This window comes from Streptomyces sp. NPDC005752, assembly GCF_040630715.1.
GTDB lineage: Bacteria > Actinomycetota > Actinomycetes > Streptomycetales > Streptomycetaceae > Streptomyces.
The window spans coordinates 17,229-36,936 of the sequence record NZ_JBEXYB010000016.1 but is presented as its reverse complement, the minus strand read 5'-3'; the positions used below and the strand labels follow the sequence as shown (position 1 = coordinate 36,936).

Annotated in this window: 14 protein-coding genes; 7 read left to right on the top strand and 7 right to left on the bottom strand. The window is 72.3% G+C overall.

The genetic code is table 11. The annotated features are described in order from the left end of the window. Positions 1–162 precede the first annotated feature (162 nt). Together ABZ441_RS15570 and ABZ441_RS15565 are read left to right on the top strand one after the other, a co-directional pair. On the top strand, positions 163–1,470 hold the full coding sequence (locus ABZ441_RS15570) for a PspC domain-containing protein (RefSeq protein ID WP_358973314.1): 1,308 nt from the start codon (positions 163–165) through the stop codon (positions 1,468–1,470). After that, entirely contained in the window at positions 1,467–2,162 is a 696-nt protein-coding gene (locus ABZ441_RS15565) for a response regulator transcription factor (RefSeq protein ID WP_205018411.1), read from the top strand. Before ABZ441_RS15570 ends, ABZ441_RS15565 begins: the two co-directional genes overlap by 4 nt. A gap of 106 nt (positions 2,163–2,268) precedes the next feature. Here the strand turns inward: ABZ441_RS15565 and ABZ441_RS15560 are convergent, their stop codons facing one another. Both ABZ441_RS15560 and ABZ441_RS15555 read right to left on the bottom strand, forming a co-directional pair. Further along, complete coding sequence (locus ABZ441_RS15560; protein WP_358973309.1) at positions 2,269–3,024, bottom strand: GNAT family N-acetyltransferase; 756 nt, start codon at positions 3,022–3,024, stop codon at positions 2,269–2,271. Between the two features lie 12 nt (positions 3,025–3,036). After that, positions 3,037–4,110, bottom strand: coding sequence for an NlpC/P60 family protein (locus ABZ441_RS15555; protein ID WP_358973306.1), 1,074 nt, complete (start codon positions 4,108–4,110; stop codon positions 3,037–3,039). Between the two features lie 356 nt (positions 4,111–4,466). On the opposite strand from ABZ441_RS15555, the gene ABZ441_RS15550 reads away from it, so the two are divergent. Next, on the top strand, positions 4,467–4,820 hold the full coding sequence (locus ABZ441_RS15550) for a hypothetical protein (RefSeq protein ID WP_099173785.1): 354 nt from the start codon (positions 4,467–4,469) through the stop codon (positions 4,818–4,820). 88 nt (positions 4,821–4,908) lie between these two features. On the opposite strand, the gene ABZ441_RS15545 is transcribed toward ABZ441_RS15550, so the two are convergent. Then, the gene (locus ABZ441_RS15545) at positions 4,909–6,054 is read right to left on the bottom strand and encodes an NlpC/P60 family protein (protein ID WP_358973303.1); all 1,146 of its coding nucleotides are present in this window, start codon (positions 6,052–6,054) and stop codon (positions 4,909–4,911) included. A gap of 344 nt (positions 6,055–6,398) precedes the next feature. Between ABZ441_RS15545 and pcrA the strand changes: the two genes are divergently transcribed. Then, entirely contained in the window at positions 6,399–8,837 is a 2,439-nt protein-coding gene (gene pcrA / locus ABZ441_RS15540) for a DNA helicase PcrA (RefSeq protein ID WP_358973301.1), read from the top strand. A 121-nt stretch (positions 8,838–8,958) separates the two neighbouring features. On the opposite strand, the gene ABZ441_RS15535 is transcribed toward pcrA, so the two are convergent. Together ABZ441_RS15535 and ABZ441_RS15530 are read right to left on the bottom strand one after the other, a co-directional pair. Continuing rightward, positions 8,959–10,551 carry a peptidoglycan DD-metalloendopeptidase family protein gene (locus tag ABZ441_RS15535; RefSeq protein ID WP_358973299.1) on the bottom strand — a complete coding sequence of 531 codons (1,593 nt, stop codon included), beginning with the start codon at positions 10,549–10,551 and terminating at the stop codon, positions 8,959–8,961. A 441-nt stretch (positions 10,552–10,992) separates the two neighbouring features. Further along, positions 10,993–11,928, bottom strand: coding sequence for an alpha/beta fold hydrolase (locus ABZ441_RS15530; protein ID WP_358973296.1), 936 nt, complete (start codon positions 11,926–11,928; stop codon positions 10,993–10,995). Positions 11,929–12,267: 339 nt separating this feature from the next. Between ABZ441_RS15530 and ABZ441_RS15525 the strand changes: the two genes are divergently transcribed. After that, entirely contained in the window at positions 12,268–12,681 is a 414-nt protein-coding gene (locus ABZ441_RS15525; protein WP_031096529.1) for a cobalamin B12-binding domain-containing protein, read from the top strand. Positions 12,682–12,900: 219 nt separating this feature from the next. Here ABZ441_RS15525 and ABZ441_RS15520 read toward each other — a convergent pair whose 3' ends face one another. Both ABZ441_RS15520 and ABZ441_RS15515 read right to left on the bottom strand, forming a co-directional pair. Beyond that, positions 12,901–14,526 (bottom strand): DUF5691 domain-containing protein, encoded by a 1,626-nt coding sequence (locus ABZ441_RS15520; RefSeq protein WP_358973293.1) that lies wholly within the window; start codon positions 14,524–14,526, stop codon positions 12,901–12,903. A 66-nt stretch (positions 14,527–14,592) separates the two neighbouring features. After that, positions 14,593–15,975 (bottom strand): SWIM zinc finger family protein, encoded by a 1,383-nt coding sequence (locus ABZ441_RS15515; protein WP_358973291.1) that lies wholly within the window; start codon positions 15,973–15,975, stop codon positions 14,593–14,595. 288 nt (positions 15,976–16,263) lie between these two features. On the opposite strand from ABZ441_RS15515, the gene ABZ441_RS15510 reads away from it, so the two are divergent. Both ABZ441_RS15510 and ABZ441_RS15505 read left to right on the top strand, forming a co-directional pair. Beyond that, positions 16,264–17,376, top strand: coding sequence for an AAA family ATPase (locus ABZ441_RS15510; RefSeq protein ID WP_358973288.1), 1,113 nt, complete (start codon positions 16,264–16,266; stop codon positions 17,374–17,376). Next, entirely contained in the window at positions 17,373–19,691 is a 2,319-nt protein-coding gene (locus ABZ441_RS15505; RefSeq protein ID WP_358973285.1) for a DUF5682 family protein, read from the top strand. Before ABZ441_RS15510 ends, ABZ441_RS15505 begins: the two co-directional genes overlap by 4 nt. The last annotated feature ends 17 nt before the right edge of the window (positions 19,692–19,708 follow it).

The following is a 19,708-nucleotide window of genomic DNA, read 5'->3' as shown; positions in this document are numbered from 1 at the left end:
GGGCCCGCGACGACCCTGGACGATCCCTGATATTCCGTCCCTCCCGCCCCTGGGGGCCCGCCGCAGGCCCCGCGTCGGAGACCTGAACCGCGGCAACGCATCAGGGTCGGGTCGGGGCAGACCCTGATGCCACGGCCCGCCGGTACGTGTGACGATCGGTGCATGCCAGCAGCCACGACCCGAGCCCCGAGCTCCCACGCCCCGGACCCGGAGGAGCAGGTGCCGCGCAAGCTGTACCGCAGTGCCGACGGACGGATGCTCGGCGGCGTCGCACGCGGGCTCGCCGGACACCTGGGGCTGCCCGTCGCCTGGGTCCGGTTCGTCTTCCTGGGTCTGTTCTTCGCCGACGGCCTCGGTGCCCTGCTCTACGCCGTGTTCTGGATCGTCGTACCGCTCGGTGTCGGCGGTGTCGGCGGTGTCGGCGGTGCGGGCCCGATGGAGAGGTCCCTCTTCGAGACCGCACCGGACGGCAGACGCAGGCTCCGCAAGCCCGACAAGGGCCAGGTCTTCGCCCTGGTCGCGCTGCTCGTCGGCGCCATGATCTTCGTCGGCAACGTCGACATGGGGAGCGAGGCGGACCGCTACGTCTGGCCGGCGCTGCTGATAGGCGCTGGCTCCGTCCTGGTGTGGCGCCAGGCCGACAACGCGCGACGCGCCCGCTGGATCGAGGTCGGCCGCCGGCGTCGCGTGCTGCACCTGGCCCGTGGACTGGCCGGCGTCGCACTCGTCGGCCTCGGCCTCGCCGCCTTCATGGTGGTGCGGGGCTCGGCGGCCCAGCTCGGCACCGCGCTGACCGCCGCCGTGGCTGTCATCACCGGTATCGCGCTGCTCGCGGGTCCCTACCTCGTGCGCATGACACAGGACCTCTCCGAGGAACGTCTGATGCGCATCCGGGCCCAGGAGCGCGCCGAGGTCGCCGCCCACGTCCACGACTCCGTCCTGCACACCCTCACGCTGATCCAGCGCAACGCCGACGACGGCGGCGAGGTCCGCAGACTCGCCCGCGCCCAGGAGCGCGAGCTGCGCAACTGGCTGTACGACCCGTCGGGTACGGGTAAGGACGAGGACGACGAGCCCACGAACCTGGCCGAAGCGGTCAAGCGCGCCGCCGCCGAGGTGGAGGACAAGCACGGAGTTCCGCTGGAGGTCGTCGTCGTCGGCGACTGCCCGCTCGACGAGAAGCTGACGGCGCAGATGCAGGCCGCACGCGAGGCGATGGTCAACGCCGCCAAGTACGGTGGCGAGGGCGGCGCCGTCCAGGTCTTCGCGGAGGTCGACGGCCGCACGGTCTTCGTCTCCGTACGGGACCGGGGGCCGGGATTCGACCTGGACGCCGTCCCCGGAGACAGGATGGGCGTACGAGAATCGATCATCGGCCGGATGCAGCGCAACGGCGGTACGGCACGGCTGCGTTCGGTGCCCGGCGGGGGCACGGAGGTCGAGCTGGAGATGGAGAGGGCGAGCGAATGACCGAGAACACCGAAGCCACCGGGGGCCCGGAGCGCCGGGTACGGGTCGTGCTCGTCGACGACCACCGGATGTTCCGCACCGGGGTCCAGGCCGAGATCGGCCGCACCGAGGAGACCGGGGTCGAGGTCGTCGGCGAGGCCGCCGACGTCGACCAGGCGGTCACCGTGATCACCGCGACCCGCCCCGAGGTCGTCCTCCTCGACGTCCACCTCCCGGGAGGTGGCGGCGTCGAGGTGCTGCGGCGCTGCGCCCCGATGATGGGCGCCGTCGAGAACCCGGTGCGCTTCCTCGCGCTGTCAGTCTCGGACGCCGCCGAGGACGTCATCGGCGTCATCCGAGGCGGTGCCCGAGGCTACGTCACCAAGACCATCACCGGCGCCGACCTGGTCGACTCCGTCTTCCGGGTCCAGGACGGCGACGCGGTCTTCTCGCCGCGGCTGGCCGGTTTCGTACTGGACGCCTTCGCCTCGACGGACGCCCCGCCGGTCGACGAGGACATGGACCGGCTGACGCAGCGCGAGCGCGAGGTGCTGCGGCTGATCGCGCGGGGATACGCGTACAAGGAGATCGCCAAGCAGTTGTTCATCTCGGTGAAGACGGTCGAGTCCCACGTCTCGGCGGTGCTGCGCAAGCTCCAGCTCTCCAACCGGCACGAGCTGACCCGGTGGGCCACGGCGCGGCGGCTGGTCTGAGCCCCGTGCACGCGCGGGCGGGATCTCGGGCGCAGCGGGACCGGGCGCAGCGGGACCGGGCGCAGCGGTATCGGGCTCAGCGGGGCCGGGCTCAAGCGGATCGGGCTCAGGCGGCGTCGAGCGAGATGTTGAGCTTCTCGCCGGTCCTGCGGTAGCCGATGCCCGCGTAGACCCGCTCGACGTCGGGGCTTCCAGGCTCCAGCCACACCGCGTCGAAGCCGCGCTCGAAGGCGGTACGGGTCAGCCACGCGGAGAGCGCCGCGCCGACGCCCCGGCGGCGGAAGGCGGCGGCGACTGCCAGGCCGGCCAGCTCGCCGATCCCGTCGATCGGGGCCGAGCAGCCGCCCGCGCCGGCAGGCAGGCCGCCCACGGTGGCGAGTCCCGAGACGCCGCCGCCGTCCTTCGCCGCACGGAGCCACGCGATCTCGCCGTCGTCGGGACCGCCCTCGCCGCCGAAACCGGTGTGCTGGACGGCGGCTGCCGAGGTGAACTCCGCGTCGGTGGCGGGCTCGGCGATGCGGAGCCCGTCCACCGGCTTCGGAGCCAGGAGGGTATCGGCGGTACAGGCCATGACCGGTGCACGGTTCTCGACCGTGAAACCGGCTGCCAGCAGGGCCGGTTCGACGGCGGGTGCCCAGGAGGGCAGGAACTCGAGCCGGGGCAGACGGCCGTGCTCGCGGAACGCCGCGACCAGATCGGCCACCTCCCCCTCGGTGGGTTCGGCGTCCTGGTCGGGAATGGCGTAGTTGGCGAACTTCAGTTCCCAGCCCGGGTTGTGGCGCACCGTGAAGGGCCCCACCCGGTAATGGTCCGGGGAGCGGAGCGTGTTCGATCGCGCGTAGTTCTGAATGGTTGTGTCCATGGGCCCGGGAGCCTATGCGACCCGGGTCGCTCCGGCGAAGGGCATTTCGGAGATCGGTGCGATGCGTACGGGCGCACCCGGGCGCGGGGCGTGGATCATCTGGCCGCCGCCGATGTAGAGCCCGACGTGGGTGACCCCTGAGTAGAAGAACACCAGGTCCCCCGGTACCAGTTCGGAGCGGGAGACGGGCTGACCCGCGTTGATCTGGGTGTACGTCGTGCGGGGCAGTGACACACCCGCTGCTCGCCAGGCGGCCTGGGTGAGGCCGGAGCAGTCGAAGGAGGAGGGCCCGGTGGCGCCCCAGACGTACGGCTTGCCGAGAGCCCCGTACGCGAAGTCGACGGCCTGCGCCGCGCGGGCGTTGGGGGCGGCCACCGTGCCGCGGGCCGTGCTCCGGCCGGCACGGCCACCACCACCGCCGCCGTGCGCGGCGTCGGCCGAGTGCTCGTAGTCGGCGCGCTGGTCGGCGGTCAGGGTGGCCAGGAGCTTACGGGCGTCGGCGAGCTTGGTGCGGACGGAGTCCTTGTGCTTCGCCAGCTCGGCCCGGCGGGTGGCGAGGTCCGTGAGCTCGTCCTCGGCACGGGCGCGCAGCTGGGCGATGTCGCTGATCTGCCGGCGCACGCCGTTGATCGCGCCGGCCTGGCGATCGCCCGCCCGGTCCTCGTAGGAGGCGCGTTCCAGGTACTGGTCGGGGTCGGAGGAGAGCGCCAGCCGTACGGCGGGGTCGATGCCTGCGCTGCGGTACTGGGCGGTGGCGAACGAACCGAGTGCGTCGCGTGCGGTGTTGAGGCGCTCGGTCCTGCGGGCGGCCTCGTCGCGCAGCGCGTCGAGGGACTTCTCGCTCGCGGCCGCCTGTTCCTTCGCGCCGTTGTACTTCTCGGTGGCCACCTCGGCGTCGTGGTAGAGCCGGTCCACCTTGGCCTTGACCTGCGCCGGGGTGACCTGGGGATCTGCCTGCGCGGCGCCCTCGAGGGCGGTCGCGGCGGCCGCCCCGGCGAGGGCGAGCGTGGCCGCTGTGCGGGCGGCGGGCCCGGCGAACAGGCGCGGTCCGGGTTTGCGGTGAGCGGCTTCTCGATGGGCGGCCACGAGGGTGGTGCGTCCTTCCGATCGACTGCCCGTCGGGGGATGCGACGGGCCCGCAGGGGTCCGGCGGCGGGTCACCACAGGGGGAGTGGCCCGCCGCCGGATTCCTGGCAGGGCGACCGGGGGCGCCGCCCGGTACGGGGGCGGTGGAGCGGAACCGGTCACCTGGGAGGGACGCTAAGCCCGGCACACGGGGAAGAGGTGTAATGACAGCTATTGCCCCCATATGCTGTTTCGTTTCCGTCGGATGACAGGAAAATTCAACCGGAGTCCGGCAATTCGCGCAGACTCGCGGGCAACTCATCGGTAAGTCGTACCTGGCCGAAGAGTGGTGATATGGCCACGGTTAGGCTGCGGCCATGGACGTACTCATCAATGTCTTCGTGGCCTTGCACATCATCGGTATCGCCTCCCTGCTGGGCGGCTTCCTGACCCAGATGAAGGCCATGGGTGCGGGCACGGCCCGCTTCGTCCCGGCCATGCTGCACGGTGCGCTGACCATGCTCGTCACGGGTGTCGCCCTGGTCGGACTCAACCAGGCGGACGACCAGAGCGTGAACAACATCAAGATCGGCGTCAAGCTACTGGTCCTGATCGTGATCCTGGCGCTCGTCTACGTGAAGCGGGACGAGGAGAAGGTGGACAAGGGAGCGTTCGCCGCGGTCGGCGGGCTGACGGTCGCCAACATCTTCATCGCCACGCTCTGGACCTGAGCGGTCGGGGCGTACGGCTGAGGGGCCCGGGTCGACCGGGCCCCTCCTGTGTTCCGGCCGGTCGGGCCGTGTGCCGGGCGCCGTCCCCTTACGCCGGGCGCACGCTGCCGTAGATCGGCATGTAGTAGATCGATTCCTCGCGGACGTTCGCCCCGGGCTTCGGTGCGTGGATCATCATCCCGTCGCCCTTGTAGATGCCGACATGGCTGATGTCGTCGTAGAAGAAGACCAGGTCTCCCGGCCGCAGGTCCGCCGTGGCCACCCGGGTGCCCACCTCGACCTGGTCCCAGGTGGTGCGCGGCAGGCTGACGCCCGCGTCCTTCCAGGCGGCCTGGGTGAGCCCGGAGCAGTCGTACGAGGACGGGCCCGTGGCTCCCCAGACGTAGGGCTTGCCGATCTGGGCGCGTGCGAAGGCGAGGACCTTCTCGGCCTTCGAGGCGTAGCCGCTGTCGGAGCCGGTGCCGGTGCCGGCACCGGTGCCTGTGCCCGTGTCCTCCTCGGCGGCTTCCTCGGCCGTCTCCTTCTCGGCGGCGGCCTGCTGCCGGGCCAGCTCCTCGGCCTTGCGCTTGGCCTCCGCCTCCTTCTTGCGTTCCAGCTCCGCGAGCCGCGCCTTCTCCTCGGCGGTCAGCTTCGACAGCAGCGAGCGGGCCTCGGTGAGCTTCGTCTGCACCTGCTGCTTGCTGGTGCGCAGCGTGGCCTGCGACTCGGTGAGCGTCTCCAGGCTCTTCGTCGCCTCGACGCGCTTCTCCGCGGCTTCCTTCTGCTGCGTACGGAAGTCCGCGACCGCCTTCTGCTGCTGGCTGGTCATCCGCGCCATCAGCTGGTCCTGGTCGAAGTACGACTGCGGGTCGTCCGCGAGGAAGAACGTCGCCGTCGGGGCGATGGAGCCGCTGCGGTACTGCGCCGCCGCGTAGCTGCCCAGCTCGCGGCGCGTCTCGTTGAGCTTGTCGGCCCGCTTCGCCGCGGCCTCCAGCAGGGCGTCCACCTTGGAGCGCTGCTCGGCCGACGCGGTCTTCGCCTTGTTGTACTGCTGCGTCGCGGTACCGGCCTGCCGGTAGAGGGCGTCGACCTTCTTCTGTACTTCCTCGATGCCGGGCTTGGGCTCGGTGGGCGCGGCCGTCGCGCTCTGGGCGGAGAGCAGGGTGACGGAGACGAGCGCCGCCGTCGTGAGGCCGACGGCGGGGGTGGTGCGCACGCGGGTGCGCGGCTTGCGATGCGATGCCAAGGCCGGCATCTCCTTCCGTGGACCGCCTACCGGGTTAGCGATGGGGGTCCCCCCAGGCCGTTCGGGTACTGGGGGAGGGTTCGGCGGGCGTGCCCGTGCGGCGCGGTTCGCCTCAGGGGGATACGGGGCACCCGTCGGAGCACGCTAACCAACCCGTGGTGTCTCTGTGAAGGTTGATGTTCGATATGCCCGATACGTTTTCGTGACCTTTTCCGGGTGAGGGTTCGCGCGGCCGAAATGAGCCCCCGAATCTCACGTAACGTGGGCGAACCGTCTCGTTGCGCGCACGGCCCGGGGTCCTTGTCGCCGATGCGGCCCGGGCTGTCGGTGCGGCCGCCTAGACTCGTGAGGCGATGAGCAGCCTCTTTGACGACAGTTTCCTGACCGGCCTCCAGCAAGCGGAGGACGGCCCCCCGCCGCCCCCTGAGGAGCGTGCGCCCGAAGCGGTGCCGGAGGGCCTCTTCGAGGACGTCTTCGACGCGCCTCCGCCGCCGCGTGACGCCTATTACCGCGACGGCGCCCCGCGTCCCGCGATCGACGCCGCCGCGCTGCTCGACGGTCTGAACACCGAGCAGCGCGCCGCCGTCGTGCACGCCGGCTCCCCGCTGCTCATCGTCGCCGGGGCGGGATCGGGCAAGACCCGCGTCCTCACGCACCGGATCGCCCACCTCCTGGCCGAGCGCGGGGTCCACCCGGGGCAGATCCTCGCGATCACCTTCACCAACAAGGCCGCGGGCGAGATGAAGGAGCGCGTCGAGGACCTCGTCGGCCCGCGTGCCAACGCCATGTGGGTCATGACGTTCCACAGCGCCTGTGTGCGGATCCTGCGCCGCGAGTCGAAGCGCCTGGGCTTCACCTCGTCGTTCTCGATCTACGACGCCGCCGACTCCAAGCGGCTGATGGCGCTGGTCTGCCGCGATCTGGACCTCGACCCGAAGCGCTACCCGCCGAAGTCGTTCACGGCGAAGGTCTCCAACCTGAAGAACGAACTGATCGACGAGGAGACGTTCGCCGGGCAGGCCGCCGACGGTTTCGAGAAGACGCTGGCGCAGGCCTACGCGCTCTACCAGGCGCGGCTGCGCGAGGCCAACGCCCTCGACTTCGACGACATCATCATGACGACGGTCCACCTGCTCCAGGCGTTCCCCGACGTCGCCGAGCACTACCGCCGCCGCTTCCGGCACGTCATGGTCGACGAGTACCAGGACACCAACCACGCGCAGTACACCCTCGTGCGCGAGTTGGTGGGCCCGGCGGGCGAGGCCGACGCCCCCGGCGAACTGTGCGTCGTCGGTGACGCGGACCAGTCGATCTACGCCTTCCGCGGTGCGACCATCCGCAACATCCTCCAGTTCGAGGAGGACTATCCGGACGCGAAGACGATCATGCTGGAGCAGAACTACCGCTCCACGCAGACGATCCTGTCCGCGGCCAACGCGGTCATCGAGCGCAACGAGAGCCGTCGCCCCAAGAACCTCTGGACGAACGCGGGCACCGGCACCCGGATCACCGGCTACGTCGCCGACACCGAGCACGACGAGGCGCAGTTCGTCGCCGAGGAGATCGACCGTCTCACGGACGCCGGGGACGCGAAGGCGGGCGACGTCGCCGTCTTCTACCGTACGAACGCCCAGTCCCGTGTCTTCGAAGAGATCTTCATCCGCGTCGGACTGCCCTACAAGGTCGTCGGCGGAGTGCGCTTCTACGAGCGCAAGGAGGTCAGGGACGTCCTGGCCTACCTCCGGGTGCTGTCCAACCCCGAGGACACCGTCCCGCTGCGCCGCATCCTCAACGTGCCCAAGCGGGGCATCGGCGACCGGGCCGAAGCGATGATCGACGCGCTCTCGATGCGCGAGAAGATCTCCTTCCCGCAGGCGCTGCGCCGTGTCGACGAGGCGTACGGCATGGCGGCCCGGTCGGCGAACGCGGTGAAGCGGTTCAACACGCTGATGGAGGAGCTCCGCACGATCGTGGAGTCCGGCGCGGGACCGGCGGTCGTGGTGGAGGCCGTCATGGAGCGGACCGGCTATCTCGCCGAACTCCAGGCGTCCACCGACCCGCAGGACGAGACCCGTATCGAGAACCTCCAGGAACTCGCCTCCGTCGCTCTCGAATTCGAGCAGGAGCGGGCGGAGGAGGAGGGCGCGGGCACCCTCGCCGAGTTCCTGGAGAAGGTCGCGCTCGTCGCGGACGCCGACCAGATCCCCGACGAGGACGAGGACGGCTCCGGTGTCGTCACGCTGATGACGCTGCACACCGCCAAGGGCCTCGAATTCCCGGTGGTTTTCCTGACGGGCATGGAGGACGGCGTCTTCCCGCACATGCGCGCACTGGGACAGGTGAAGGAGCTGGAGGAGGAGCGCCGGCTCGCCTACGTGGGCATCACGCGCGCCCGCGAGCGCCTCTACCTGACCCGGGCGGCGATGCGGAGTGCCTGGGGCCAGCCCTCGTACAACCCGCCGTCCAGGTTCCTGGAGGAGATCCCGGACCAGCACCTGGAGTGGAAGCGCAAGGGTCCGATGGCGGCGTCGGCGGGACCGACGTCCGGCATCACGTCGTCCCTGTCCTCGTCGCGCTCGAAGTCGGGGCCGTCGGGATTCGCGACCCGGCGCACCTCCGAGAAGCCGGTGGTCACCCTGGTGGTCGGGGACCGCGTCACTCACGACCAGTTCGGCCTGGGCACGGTGACGGCGGTCGACGGGTTCGGCGACCAGGCGAAGGCGACGGTCGACTTCGGCGACGAGAGGCCGAAGAAGCTGCTGCTGCGCTACGCGCCGGTCGAGAAGCTCTGACCCGGGCCGGCGGGCCGAGGGACTGCGGGTCTCCGGCCGGCCGAGGGGCTTCGATTCGAATCGGCCGACTGCGGGGGCCAGGTGTGCCGAGCCCCCGGCCGGCCCCGTGGGCCGGCCGGTGTCAGTTCGGGTTGATGCCGTGGCTGCTGAACCACGGCATCGGGTCGATCGCCGAGCCGCCGCCGGGCCGTACCTCGAAGTGCAGGTGCGGGCCGGTGGAGTTGCCGGAGTTCCCCGAGTAGGCGATGACGTCGCCGGCCTTGACCGGGCCGGAGCGGATCTTGGTGGAGCTGAGGTGGCAGTACCACGTCTCGGTGCCGTCGGCCGCGGTGACGATGGCCATGTTGCCGTAGGCGCTGTTCCACTGGGTGCGGACGGTGCCGTCGGTCGCGGCCATCACCTGGGTGCCGTAGGCGACGGGGAAGTCGATGCCCGTGTGCACGGACATCCAGTTCACACCGGCCTGGCCGTACATGGCGCTGAGGCCGTGCTGCGCGACGGGGAGGACGAACTTGGGGCGTGCGGCCTCGCGGCGCGCGGCCTCCTCCTCGCGCTTCTTCTTCTCCGCGGCCTGGCGCTCCTTCAGGTCGATGCGCTCCTGGGTGCGGCTGGCACGGTCGGCGAAGTTCTCGGCGTCGGCACTGAGATTGGCGAGCTGGGTGTCCAGCTTGTTGTTGGCCACGGCCGGCTTGACCGTCTCGGCAGCCGCCATGGACGTGGTGTCGTCCTTCGTCTCCTCGCCTCCGCCGACACCGCTCACCGAGGCGGCGGCGATGCCCGCCACGCTCATGACGCAGGCGGAGGGGACGGCGACGGTGAGGAGTGCGGACCGCTTCGCCGGGGTGCGGCGCCTGCCCCGGCTGCCGCGCCCGGCGGCGGAACGGCTCACGGGGCGCGCGGAGGCCTGGACCGAGGGGGACTCCGCGGTCACGTCGAGGACGTCCTGTCCCGGCTCGGCGATGTCCGACAGGTACTCGGTGTCCTGGGCCGCGGGGGCCTTTTCGTAGCCGTCCGTGCAGGCGTCCGGGTGCGGGGCCGCCTGGACGGTTCCGGTGCCGTCGGTCTCGGCGTGGTCGTGGGAGCCGGGGGACTCGTGGGACGTGAACTCGGCCGACCCGTAAGGCCCGTAGGACGCCGACTCGTGTTCGTACGAGGGATACGACGTCTGTTCGGGTGCGTACGCGGCGTTCTCGGGCGTGGCGCCGCTGTTCCAGGCGGTGGCGTCGAAGGTGCCCGTCTCGGCGGCCGCGTAGCTCTCGTACCCCGCGGTCTCGAATGCGGGAGCGGCGTAGGTGCCGGTCGCGTAGGCCGTGGTGTCGAAGGTGGCGGTGGGGAAGGCGCCGGTGTCGCCGGTGTCCCACTGGCCGGCCTGGCCGGTGTGGTCCCAGCCGCTGGTGTCCCACTGGCCCGTCGCGTCCGCGGTGGCCGCCTGGGCCGGGATCCCGGACTCGGGCACCCAGGTGGCGGTCGTGTCGTAACTCTGGTGCGCCTGGGCGTCGTAGGTGTCGTACGAGGCCTGCTGGTGCGCGCCGGTGTCCCACTGGCCGCCGCCGTAGCCGCTGTCGTACGCCGGGGCGTAATCGCTGCCGTACGTTGCCGCGTAGCTGCTGTCGTGCTGACCCGGCAGGGTCCCGAAGAGCGGGTCGGTGTCGAAGTTGCCGGTGGAATGGCTGTCGTATCCGGCATGCCCGGCGTGGGGGTGCTGGTCGTTCACCAACTTCTCTCTCGCCTCGGCAGCAGGACCTGTTCCGGGGGTCCGGTGGGGGGACCCCAGGGTGAGCAGTGGCCGCGACTGTACCCGGCGGTACGTGAGGACGACAATCTTCGGCGGTGTTCAGCCCCTCAGGAAACGGGCAATCGGCCGCCTTTCGGAGAACCGAGGCGACAGGCTTGGCTTTATGTTCGAAAGTCGTTCTATTCGGTAAGGGGCTCGGGGCAGTTCGGCCTCTGTCCCTTCCGGTGGCGCTCAAGTGACTCGTACCCCGGTGCCGGGAGGAAATGTGCGCTCGGTCCGGCCGGTGCGGGACGGCGGTCTCCACCGATGTCACCCGAGGGCCCGCGCTCCTTCGGCATTCGGAGGGCCCGCGCTCCTTCGCCATCCGGACATCGGTGACGGCGGCTCCGGGGCGGGCGGTACGGTCCGCGGACGTGGAGGTCAGGCGACCGAGGCCGAACCCGGGGTGCCGATGGCTGCTCCGTCGGATTCGAGTGCCTGGCGGATCGCGGACGCGACAGCGGGATGCACCGGAAGGGCGAGATGGCCGATACCGGTGACGCGCACGTTCACCGCGTCGAGGTCGGGGTGGTCGACGCAGGCCGTCTCGACCGGGAGCATCACCCTGTCCAGCTCGCTCCAGAAGCTGATGAAGCGCGTCCGGCAGTTCGGAGCGGGGCGGCGCAGCTCCTCGATCAGGTCGGATCCGCTCCGCATCTGGCGGACGATGGGGTGGGCGCCCGCCAGCGGGGCGGCGGCGGTGCCGCCGTGCGGCGTGCCGAGGGTGACGAGTGTGCGCACCCGGCGGTCCCCGCCGAGCCGCTGCACGTAGTACCGCGCGATCAGACCGCCGAGGCTGTGGCCCACGATGTCGATCTCGTGGTGCCCGGTGCGGGCGCAGATCTCCTCCACATGGCGGCCGAGCAGCTCCGCCGCTGTGCGGATGTCGCAGGTCAGGGGCGAGTAGTTCAGTGACTCGAGACGGTGCCAGCCGTGGCGGGCCAGGGAGCGGCGGAGGAGGACGAACACGGAGCGGTTGTCGATGAAGCCGTGCAGGAGGACGACGGGTGGACGGTCCTCCGCCGTGGTCGGCAGCGCGGCCACGGCAACCTGAGGCGTGGTCGTCGGGGACGGCCCGGCCGGTTCCGCCGTACGGGTGATCCGGCCGGGGGAGGGTTCCGGCGCCGCTCCGGTGCCGGGATCGGGCGGGAACACGGGGGTCCGGCGTTCCGGCGTGAGGCCGGACGGATAGATGAGCACGTGCCCGGCGAGGATCACCAGCTCCAGCGCGGTGGCTCTGACCAGCGTCGAAGACAGCCGACTGGGGCGCAGGCACGGCAAGCGCAGCAGTAGGGGTAGGAAGGACAGGACCTTCATGGCCGACCTCCTGCACCGGCGTGCGGGGAGGCGGCTCCTGCCCCGTACACCCTCACGGGGGTCGCTGCGGAGGCTGGTACGGCCTGGTGCGGCCCGGGATCGCACCACCGTGCCGTGCGGCTGACGGCGCGGTGGTACGACGACCTCGTTGCGGCTCCCTCGACGGCGCTCCCCGCGCGGCCGGGGCCGCCCGGTGCCGGGAACGACGCCGGCGAACATATCCCATGTGTGATTTCCCCCTCCCGGCCCACCGCGAAACGGCGCCGTGCGGGATGCTGCAGATAACGTTCGTTCACATCACCGGCCCTCCGGGTACGGGAGACGCATGTGGAGGCTTTGATGGGTGTGACCGGTCCGATCCGTGTGGTGGTGGCCAAGCCGGGCCTCGACGGCCATGACCGCGGGGCCAAGGTGATCGCGCGGGCGCTGCGGGATGCGGGCATGGAGGTCATCTACACGGGGCTCCACCAGACTCCCGAACAGATCGTCGACACGGCGATCCAGGAGGACGCCGACGCCATCGGCCTCTCGATCCTCTCCGGTGCGCACAACACGCTCTTCGCCAAGGTCATCGAGCTGTTGAAGGAGCGCGACGCCGAGGACATCAAGGTGTTCGGCGGCGGCATCATCCCCGAGGCGGACATCGCTCCGCTGAAGGAGCAGGGCGTGGCCGAGATCTTCACCCCGGGTGCGACGACGACCTCGATCGTCGACTGGGTGAACGCTCACGTCCGCCAGCCTGCCGAGGCCTGAGCCTCCTCACCGCCCCGCGCCAGGGGCCGCCCGGGTCCGGAGAGGCCCGGGCCGGGCCTCATGGATCTCGCCGAGGATCGAGGGCTCGGCCGGGCCCTCGATCTGCCGGGACCCGGCGCTGGGCCGGCAGAGTGAACCCGGCACAGGTCCGGGCCGGCGGATCCGCGGCCCGGCTCGCCTCACCCGGTGCGCTCCTGCCCCGCGCACGCCCTTTCCCCGTCACTCCATGCCGCCCCCGGCCAGCTCCGCGTCCATGGTGCCGCGCAGGCGCAGGGTGGACACCAGGCGCTGGAAAGCCTCCGACCAGTAGCCACCCGCACCCGGAGAAGCGCCTTCCGGCTCGTCCGGCGTGGTGGTGAGGACCGCGAGCCTCTCCCCCTCGGCGGGGTCCAGGCAGCGCTCGGCGAGGCCCATCACCCCGCTGAAGCTCCAGGGGTAGCTTCCGGCGTCCCGTGCGATGTCCAGCGCGTCGACCACCGACCGGCCGAGCGGCCCGTGCCACGGCACGGAGCAGACGCCGAGCAGCTGGAAGGCGTCGGACAGGCCGTGTGCTGCTATGAAGCCGGCGACCCAGAGCGCCCGTTCGCCGGGAGGCAGGGTGGCGAGCAGCTTCGACCGCTCCGCCAGGGACGCCGTCCCGGGGCCGTTCGCCGGAGGTGTCGAGGGGGCGCCGAGCAGGGCCCGCGCCCAGTCGGGATCCCGCTGCCGCACAGCGGCCCGGCACCAGGCGGCGTGCAGCTCACCGGACCAGCCGTCGGCGACCGGCAGGGCCACGAGCGCCTGTGCCGTCCGGCCGCCGAATCTCTCCCGCCAGACACCGAGCGGGGTCGACTCCACCAACTGACCCAGCCACCACGACCGTTCACCGCGGCCCGAGGGTGGTGCCGGTACCACGCCGTCGCGTTGCATCGCGGCGTCGCATTCGTGCGGTGCCTCCACCCCGACGGACAGGGCATCCCCCGTCCGGTCGGGGTTCACGCAGGACGTGGCACGGGCCGCCATCCGGCGGGCGAGTGCCGAATCGGGCAGCGCGGACAGCAGCTCGGCCGCCGTGGAACGGACGTTACGACTGCGGTCCGCGAGGGCTTCCTCCAGGAACGCCTCGTCGTCCCCGGAGAGGCCGGATCGCAGGGAATCCAGGAACATCAGCCGGTCCTCGGCCCGCTCGGAGGACCAGGTGCCGGCGAGCAGGGAGCGGGCGGCCCCGGGATCCTCCTCCCTGAGAGCCCCGAGCAGCGCGACCCGTTCGGCGAACAGGCCCTCCTCCCACAGCAGGCCGACCTCCTCGGAATCCGTTGTGTCGGGGCGCGGCGCGCCACGGGACGAGGCCCGCAGCGCGAACCTCCACTCGGGGTTCAGCGCCGCCAGCCAGAGCCCGCGCGGCCCGGCGAACTCCAGGACGTGCGGGCGAAGATCCGTACGCGCCCTCGCCGCGTCCAGGAGAGCGGGCAGCAACTCCGCCGGCGCCCGGTAGCCGTGCGCACCCGCGGAGGCCAGCCACTGGGGGATGAGCTCGGTGAGATCGGGAGCCGCTCCCCGGCGCCCGCCACCGGGGGGCGCCGACCGGTCGGCGAGCAACTGGGCGAGCCTGCGGTGTGCGGCGGCAGGCAGCGGTGGCCGGGGATCTGCGGGAGCGGGCTCCGGCAGGGCGGTCCGGGCGGCCGGCCGCAGAGCCGCCCTGCGCCGCACGGTATGAACCGCCGCCGCGCCGAGCAGCGCCGCCGGACCGGCCGAGGCGCCGCCCTCCACCCGGAGCGGGCGCCGGTCGGTGCCGAGCAGGGCCGAGGTGACGAGGTCTTCCCAGGGGGTGCTCAGGGGCACGCCGGGCGTGTCGGTGGTGGGCATCGGTTCCCTTCCGGTGATTCGGGCCTCGCGGGCTGAAGAGGTGCGTCCGCTCGGGAAAACGGCACGTCAGGTGAGCGCTACGGCGGCCCCCGGCCCGGCACTCCCGGCGACCTCGGGGCACCAGGCGGCCAACGGGTCGAAACCTCGGTGCCCGCACTCGCCGAACACCGTCAGGGGGCCACCACCGGAGAGCGCCACGAGCTTCCACAGGCCCGGCCTGGACAGGGCCGAGGGTACGACCGGCAGGGCGGATCCGTCGGTCCGGCCGGCCAGCTGCCAGCCGTCCGCGGACGGCACGGGTATGACATCGCGCAGCGTGGCCGGCCAGGCGTCGAGCCAGGGGTCGTCCCGCAGGGCCTTCCCGTACGCGGCGACAGCATCGGCCGTCGTACCGCCGGGCGGTGGTGCTGTCGTGACGAGCGGCTCGCCGAACCGCGTTCCCAGCGCGACCCGTAGACCTCCGCCGCCCGGATAGGGCGTCACCTCGGCGTCGACCACCGCGCCCACCGGCAGCGCCTGGGCGGGGGCGCGCCCGGGCGACCCGTAGGACAGCAGCAGCGCGGTACGCCCCGACTCCCTGCCGTACAGCCAGATGCGGCGGGTGACGATCCTGCCCTCCGGCGCGTCGTGCTGCGCGAGGACCAGCCACCGGTCGCGGACGGCCGGGCCCTCCGCGGAGGCCGTCAGCCCCACCCTCGCGCGGACCGTGGCCGCCAGCGGGGCGGGCAGCCGGCCGAGCCCCAGCCAGGCCGAGTCCAGCAGGTGCAGCAGGGCGCACTCCTCCAGCAGCCGTGCCGGCCAGCCGGACCCCGAAGCCGCCACCGAGCTCAACTCCCTCACACGGCCTGCGATCCCCGGGGCCTGAGCGTCGATCATGCGGGCTGCTGTCTCCTCCCACAGCCCGTAGTCCGGCCGGTCCGTCGTCGCGAGTCCGCCGCGCAGCAGGTCGGTGAGCCGCCGGTCCAGCTCCTGCGCCCCGCCCGTGACGCGCTCTGCCCTGCGCTCGGCGCGACGGGCCGCGGCCCTGCGCGCGGACACGGCGGCCGCAGGGTCCTCCGGCGCTGTGACCCCCCGCGCGCGCCGGTCCGCCAGCCACCGCAGGACCCACGGCGGCTCCTGAGCACCCTCCGGCACCAGCGCGCCGGACGAGAGGAGCAGCAGCAGCCCCAGGACATGCCCGCAGGGGGAGCTGCCGCCGGTGCAACTGCATGTGTAGGAGGACCCGTCGGTGTCGACCGCCGTGCGGCACGGCACGCCGTCGCCCCCGCAGACACCCCATGCCGCGCCCGGGCCGGCGTGACCCGCCTCGGCCCACGCGTGTTCCGACGCGAGCGCCAGGCCCGCGTCCCGTGTCGCTTCGTCAGGAGCGAGCGCCAGCACCTGCTCCCTCGTCCGACGCGCCACCGGGTGGGTGGAGCGCCGGGTTTCTCCCCTGTGAGACAGCACCATGAGGACGACGGTAGAACGAGCCACTGACAATCGGCTCCGACCGGTGACCGCGGCCGTTCCGCGACGACTCGACCGCTTCGCCGGTGTGCGCTTCTCCACGAAGGGAGGGGGCCGGTAAACGGAATCGGGGGCCCCGGCGGTCATGCCTGCCGTGCCGGCCGAGAAACGCGGCGGATCTCGCCTGCGCCATCAGGTACAAGGGCGAAAGCATCGAGGAGGCGGACCGATTGTCAGTGGCATGGTGCACCGTGGAAACCGCATCGGATCGACCGATCCGGAGGGGGATTCATGACCGTGTCCGTACAGACCGACGCGCCCGGCGGCGAAGTCCTGAGGCCGCACGCCGAGCACGCCTTCGCCGACGAGCTCAAGGCGCTCGCCGCCGCCGACGACCGCCCCAGGCCGCCCCGTTGGAAGCTTTCGCCATGGGCGGTCTCCACCTATCTGCTCGGCGGGACACTCCCGGACGGCACGCTGATCACCCCGAAGTACGTGGGTCCGCGCCGTCTCGTCGAAGTCGCCGTGACCACGCTCGCCACCGACCGTGCCCTGCTCCTTCTCGGCGTTCCGGGGACGGCCAAGACCTGGGTGTCCGAACACCTCGCCGCAGCCGTAAGCGGGGACTCGACCCTGCTCGTCCAGGGCACCGCGGGCACCCCCGAGGAGGCCGTCCGCTACGGGTGGGACTACGCGCGGCTGCTGGCCCACGGGCCCAGCCGCGAGGCACTGGTGCCGAGCCCTGTCATGCGGGCCATGGCGGAGGGCATGACCGTCCGCGTCGAGGAGCTCACCCGCATCCCCGCCGACGTCCAGGACGCGCTCATCACGATCCTGTCGGAGAAGACGCTCCCCGTGCCGGAGCTCGGACAAGAGGTCCAGGCGGTAAGGGGGTTCAACCTCGTCGCCACGGCGAACGACCGCGACCGAGGGGTCAACGAGCTCTCGAGTGCCCTGCGCCGCCGGTTCAACACCGTCGTGCTGCCGCTGCCCGCCACCCCCGAGGCGGAGGTGGACATAGTGGCCCGGCGGGTGGCCCAGATCGGACACGCGCTCGACCTGCCTCCGGCGCCCGACGGAGCGGCCGAGATCCGACGCGTCGTCACGGTCTTCCGCGAACTGCGCGACGGCATCACCACGGACGGCCGCACCAAACTCAAGTCGCCGTCAGGGACGCTGTCCACGGCCGAGGCCATCTCCGTCGTCACCGGAGGTCTCGCGCTCGCCGCCCACTTCGGCGACGGTGTCCTGCGCCCCGGTGACGTGGCCGCAGGCATCATCGGTGCTGTCGTCCGGGACACCGCTGCCGACCGTGTGGTCTGGCAGGAGTACGTGGAGACCGTCGTCCGGGAGCGGGACGGCTGGAAGGACTTCTACCGCGCCTGCCGTGAGGCCGCCGAATGACACCCCGCGCCGGGGGGAGGCCCACCGCTGCCGGGGGACCGCTGTTGATGGGGGTGCGCCACCACGGGCCCGGCTCCGCACGCGCGGTCCTGGCAGCCCTCGAGGCCGCGCGGCCGAGCGCCGTGCTCGTCGAAGGGCCGCCCGAGGGGGACGCGTTGCTGGCACTCGCCGCGCACCGCCGCATGCGTCCGCCGGTCGCGCTCCTCGCCCACGCCGTGGACGACCCGGGGCGCGCCGCGTTCTGGCCGCTGGCGGACTTCTCGCCCGAGTGGGTGGCGATCCGCTGGGCATCGGCGCAGGGGATCCCCGTGCGCTTCGTCGACCTGCCCGCCGCCCACTCCCTGGCGCTGACGGAACACCGGGACGGCGGACCGGCGGAGGGCCGGGGCATCGATCCGATAGGGATCCTCGCCGGGGCCGCGGGATATGACGATCCCGAGCGCTGGTGGGAGGACGTCGTCGAGCACCGTGCGGCGGCCGGCGGTCCGGCCGACCCGCGCGCCCCGTTCGCCGCGCTCGCCGAGGCGATGACGGCACTGCGTGAGGCGCACGGGGACGGAGGGCATCCGCAGGACGCCGTCCGGGAGGCGTGCATGCGCCTCCAGCTGCGTGCCGCCCGTAAGGAGTTCGGCGACGACATCGCGGTGGTCTGCGGCGCGTGGCACGTGCCCGCACTCGCGGCGAGGACCACGGTCGCCGCCGACCGGGCGCTCCTCAAGGGAATGCCCAGGGTCAGGACGGAGCTGACCTGGGTGCCGTGGACCCATCGCAGGCTCGCCCGGCACAGTGGGTACGGCGCGGGGATCGATTCGCCCGGCTGGTACGGGCATCTCTTCGCGGCTCCGGACCGGCCCGTGGAGCGCTGGATGACGAAGGTGGCGGGACTGCTGCGCGACACGGACAGGACCGTCTCCTCCGCGCACGTCATCGAGGCGGTCCGGCTCGCAGGGACGCTGGCCGCCCTTCGCGGCCGCCCGGCCGTCGGCCTCGCCGAGGCCACGGACGCGGTCAGGGCCGTCATGTGCGAGGGGTCCGATGTACCGCTCGCCCTGGTGCGGGACCAGCTCGTCGTCGGCGAGATCCTGGGCGAGGTGCCGGACACCGCGCCCGCCGTCCCGCTCCGGCGCGACCTGGACAGGCAGCAGCGCTCGCTGAGGCTCAGGCCCGAGGCGGAGAGGCGTGACCTGGAGCTCGATCTGCGCAAGGAGACCGACGCTGCCCGCAGTTGTCTGCTGCACCGGCTGCGGCTCCTCGGAGTCGGGTGGGGCGAACCCGCCGTGGGCCGGGGCAGCACGGGGACGTTCCGTGAGAGCTGGCGGCTGCGCTGGGAGCCCGAGCTGTTCGTCCGGATCGCCGAGGCCGGTGTGTGGGGCACCACCGTGCTCGGCGCCGCGACCGCCAGGGCGGAATCGGACGCCCTGTCCGCGTCGTCGCTCGCCGCAGTGACCGCGCTCGCCGAGCAGTGCCTCCTGGCCGGCCTGTCCGGGGCGCTGCCCGTGGTGATGAGTGCCCTCGCCGACCGGGCCGCCCTCGACGCGGACGTCGGCCACCTCGCGGACGCGCTGCCGGCCCTGGCCCGCTCCCTGCGGTACGGCGACGTACGGTCCACCGACACCGCGGCCCTGGGGGAAGTGGCCGTCGGCCTCGCCGAGCGCGTCTGTGTGGGACTGCCGGCCGCCTGCACCGGTCTCGACGCGGACGCCGCGACGGAGGCACAGCGCCGGGTGGACGGAGTGCACCAGGCGATCGGGCTGCTCGCCGCCGCAGCGATCCGGGCGGACGGGCTGTCCGAGCGGTGGGCCGGAGCCCTTCACAAGCTGTGCGCGGGGGACGCCGTCGCCGGCGTTGTCAGGGGTCGTGCCACGCGACTGCTCCTGGACGACGGTCGGCTGGCCGGGAGCGAGGCCGCGCGCCTGATGGGACTGGCCCTCTCGCCCGGCACCGCACCGGCCGACGCGGCGGCCTGGATCGAGGGCTTCGTCGGCGGAGCGGCGGGCGGGGGCCTGCTGCTCGTCCACGACGACCGGCTCCTCGGGCTCGTCGACACGTGGCTGACGGGCATACCGGCCGACACGTTCGCCGCCGTACTGCCCCTGTTGCGCCGCACGTTCTCGACCTATGACCCGGGTGTGCGGCGCACGTTGGGCGAGCTCGTCCGCCGCGGTCCGGATCCCGGCAGGGGGCGCGACGAGTGCGGGAACGGCGCACGGGGTTTCGGCGAGGGATTCGACGAGGAAAGGGCGGACGCGGTGGTTCCGGTGCTTCGGCTGCTGCTCGGCCTCGAGTCCCCGGCCGAGCGGGCGGTGACCGGATGACGACGGACCGGGCGGGT

Bases quoted from the DNA above. Each gene is read 5' to 3' on its own strand.
- ABZ441_RS15560 (WP_358973309.1), bottom strand. From the start codon at position 3,024: ATGGACACAACCATTCAGAACTACGCGCGATCGAACACGCTCCGCTCC.
- ABZ441_RS15510 (WP_358973288.1), top strand. From the start codon at position 16,264: ATGACCGTGTCCGTACAGACCGACGCGCCCGGCGGCGAAGTCCTGAGG.
- ABZ441_RS15545 (WP_358973303.1), bottom strand. From the start codon at position 6,054: ATGCCGGCCTTGGCATCGCATCGCAAGCCGCGCACCCGCGTGCGCACC.
- ABZ441_RS15530 (WP_358973296.1), bottom strand. From the start codon at position 11,928: ATGAAGGTCCTGTCCTTCCTACCCCTACTGCTGCGCTTGCCGTGCCTG.
- ABZ441_RS15550 (WP_099173785.1), top strand. From the start codon at position 4,467: ATGGACGTACTCATCAATGTCTTCGTGGCCTTGCACATCATCGGTATC.
- ABZ441_RS15520 (WP_358973293.1), bottom strand. From the start codon at position 14,526: ATGCCCACCACCGACACGCCCGGCGTGCCCCTGAGCACCCCCTGGGAA.
- ABZ441_RS15505 (WP_358973285.1), top strand. From the start codon at position 17,373: ATGACACCCCGCGCCGGGGGGAGGCCCACCGCTGCCGGGGGACCGCTG.
- ABZ441_RS15565 (WP_205018411.1), top strand. From the start codon at position 1,467: ATGACCGAGAACACCGAAGCCACCGGGGGCCCGGAGCGCCGGGTACGG.
- pcrA (WP_358973301.1), top strand. From the start codon at position 6,399: ATGAGCAGCCTCTTTGACGACAGTTTCCTGACCGGCCTCCAGCAAGCG.
- ABZ441_RS15515 (WP_358973291.1), bottom strand. From the start codon at position 15,975: ATGGTGCTGTCTCACAGGGGAGAAACCCGGCGCTCCACCCACCCGGTG.
- ABZ441_RS15570 (WP_358973314.1), top strand. From the start codon at position 163: ATGCCAGCAGCCACGACCCGAGCCCCGAGCTCCCACGCCCCGGACCCG.
- ABZ441_RS15525 (WP_031096529.1), top strand. From the start codon at position 12,268: ATGGGTGTGACCGGTCCGATCCGTGTGGTGGTGGCCAAGCCGGGCCTC.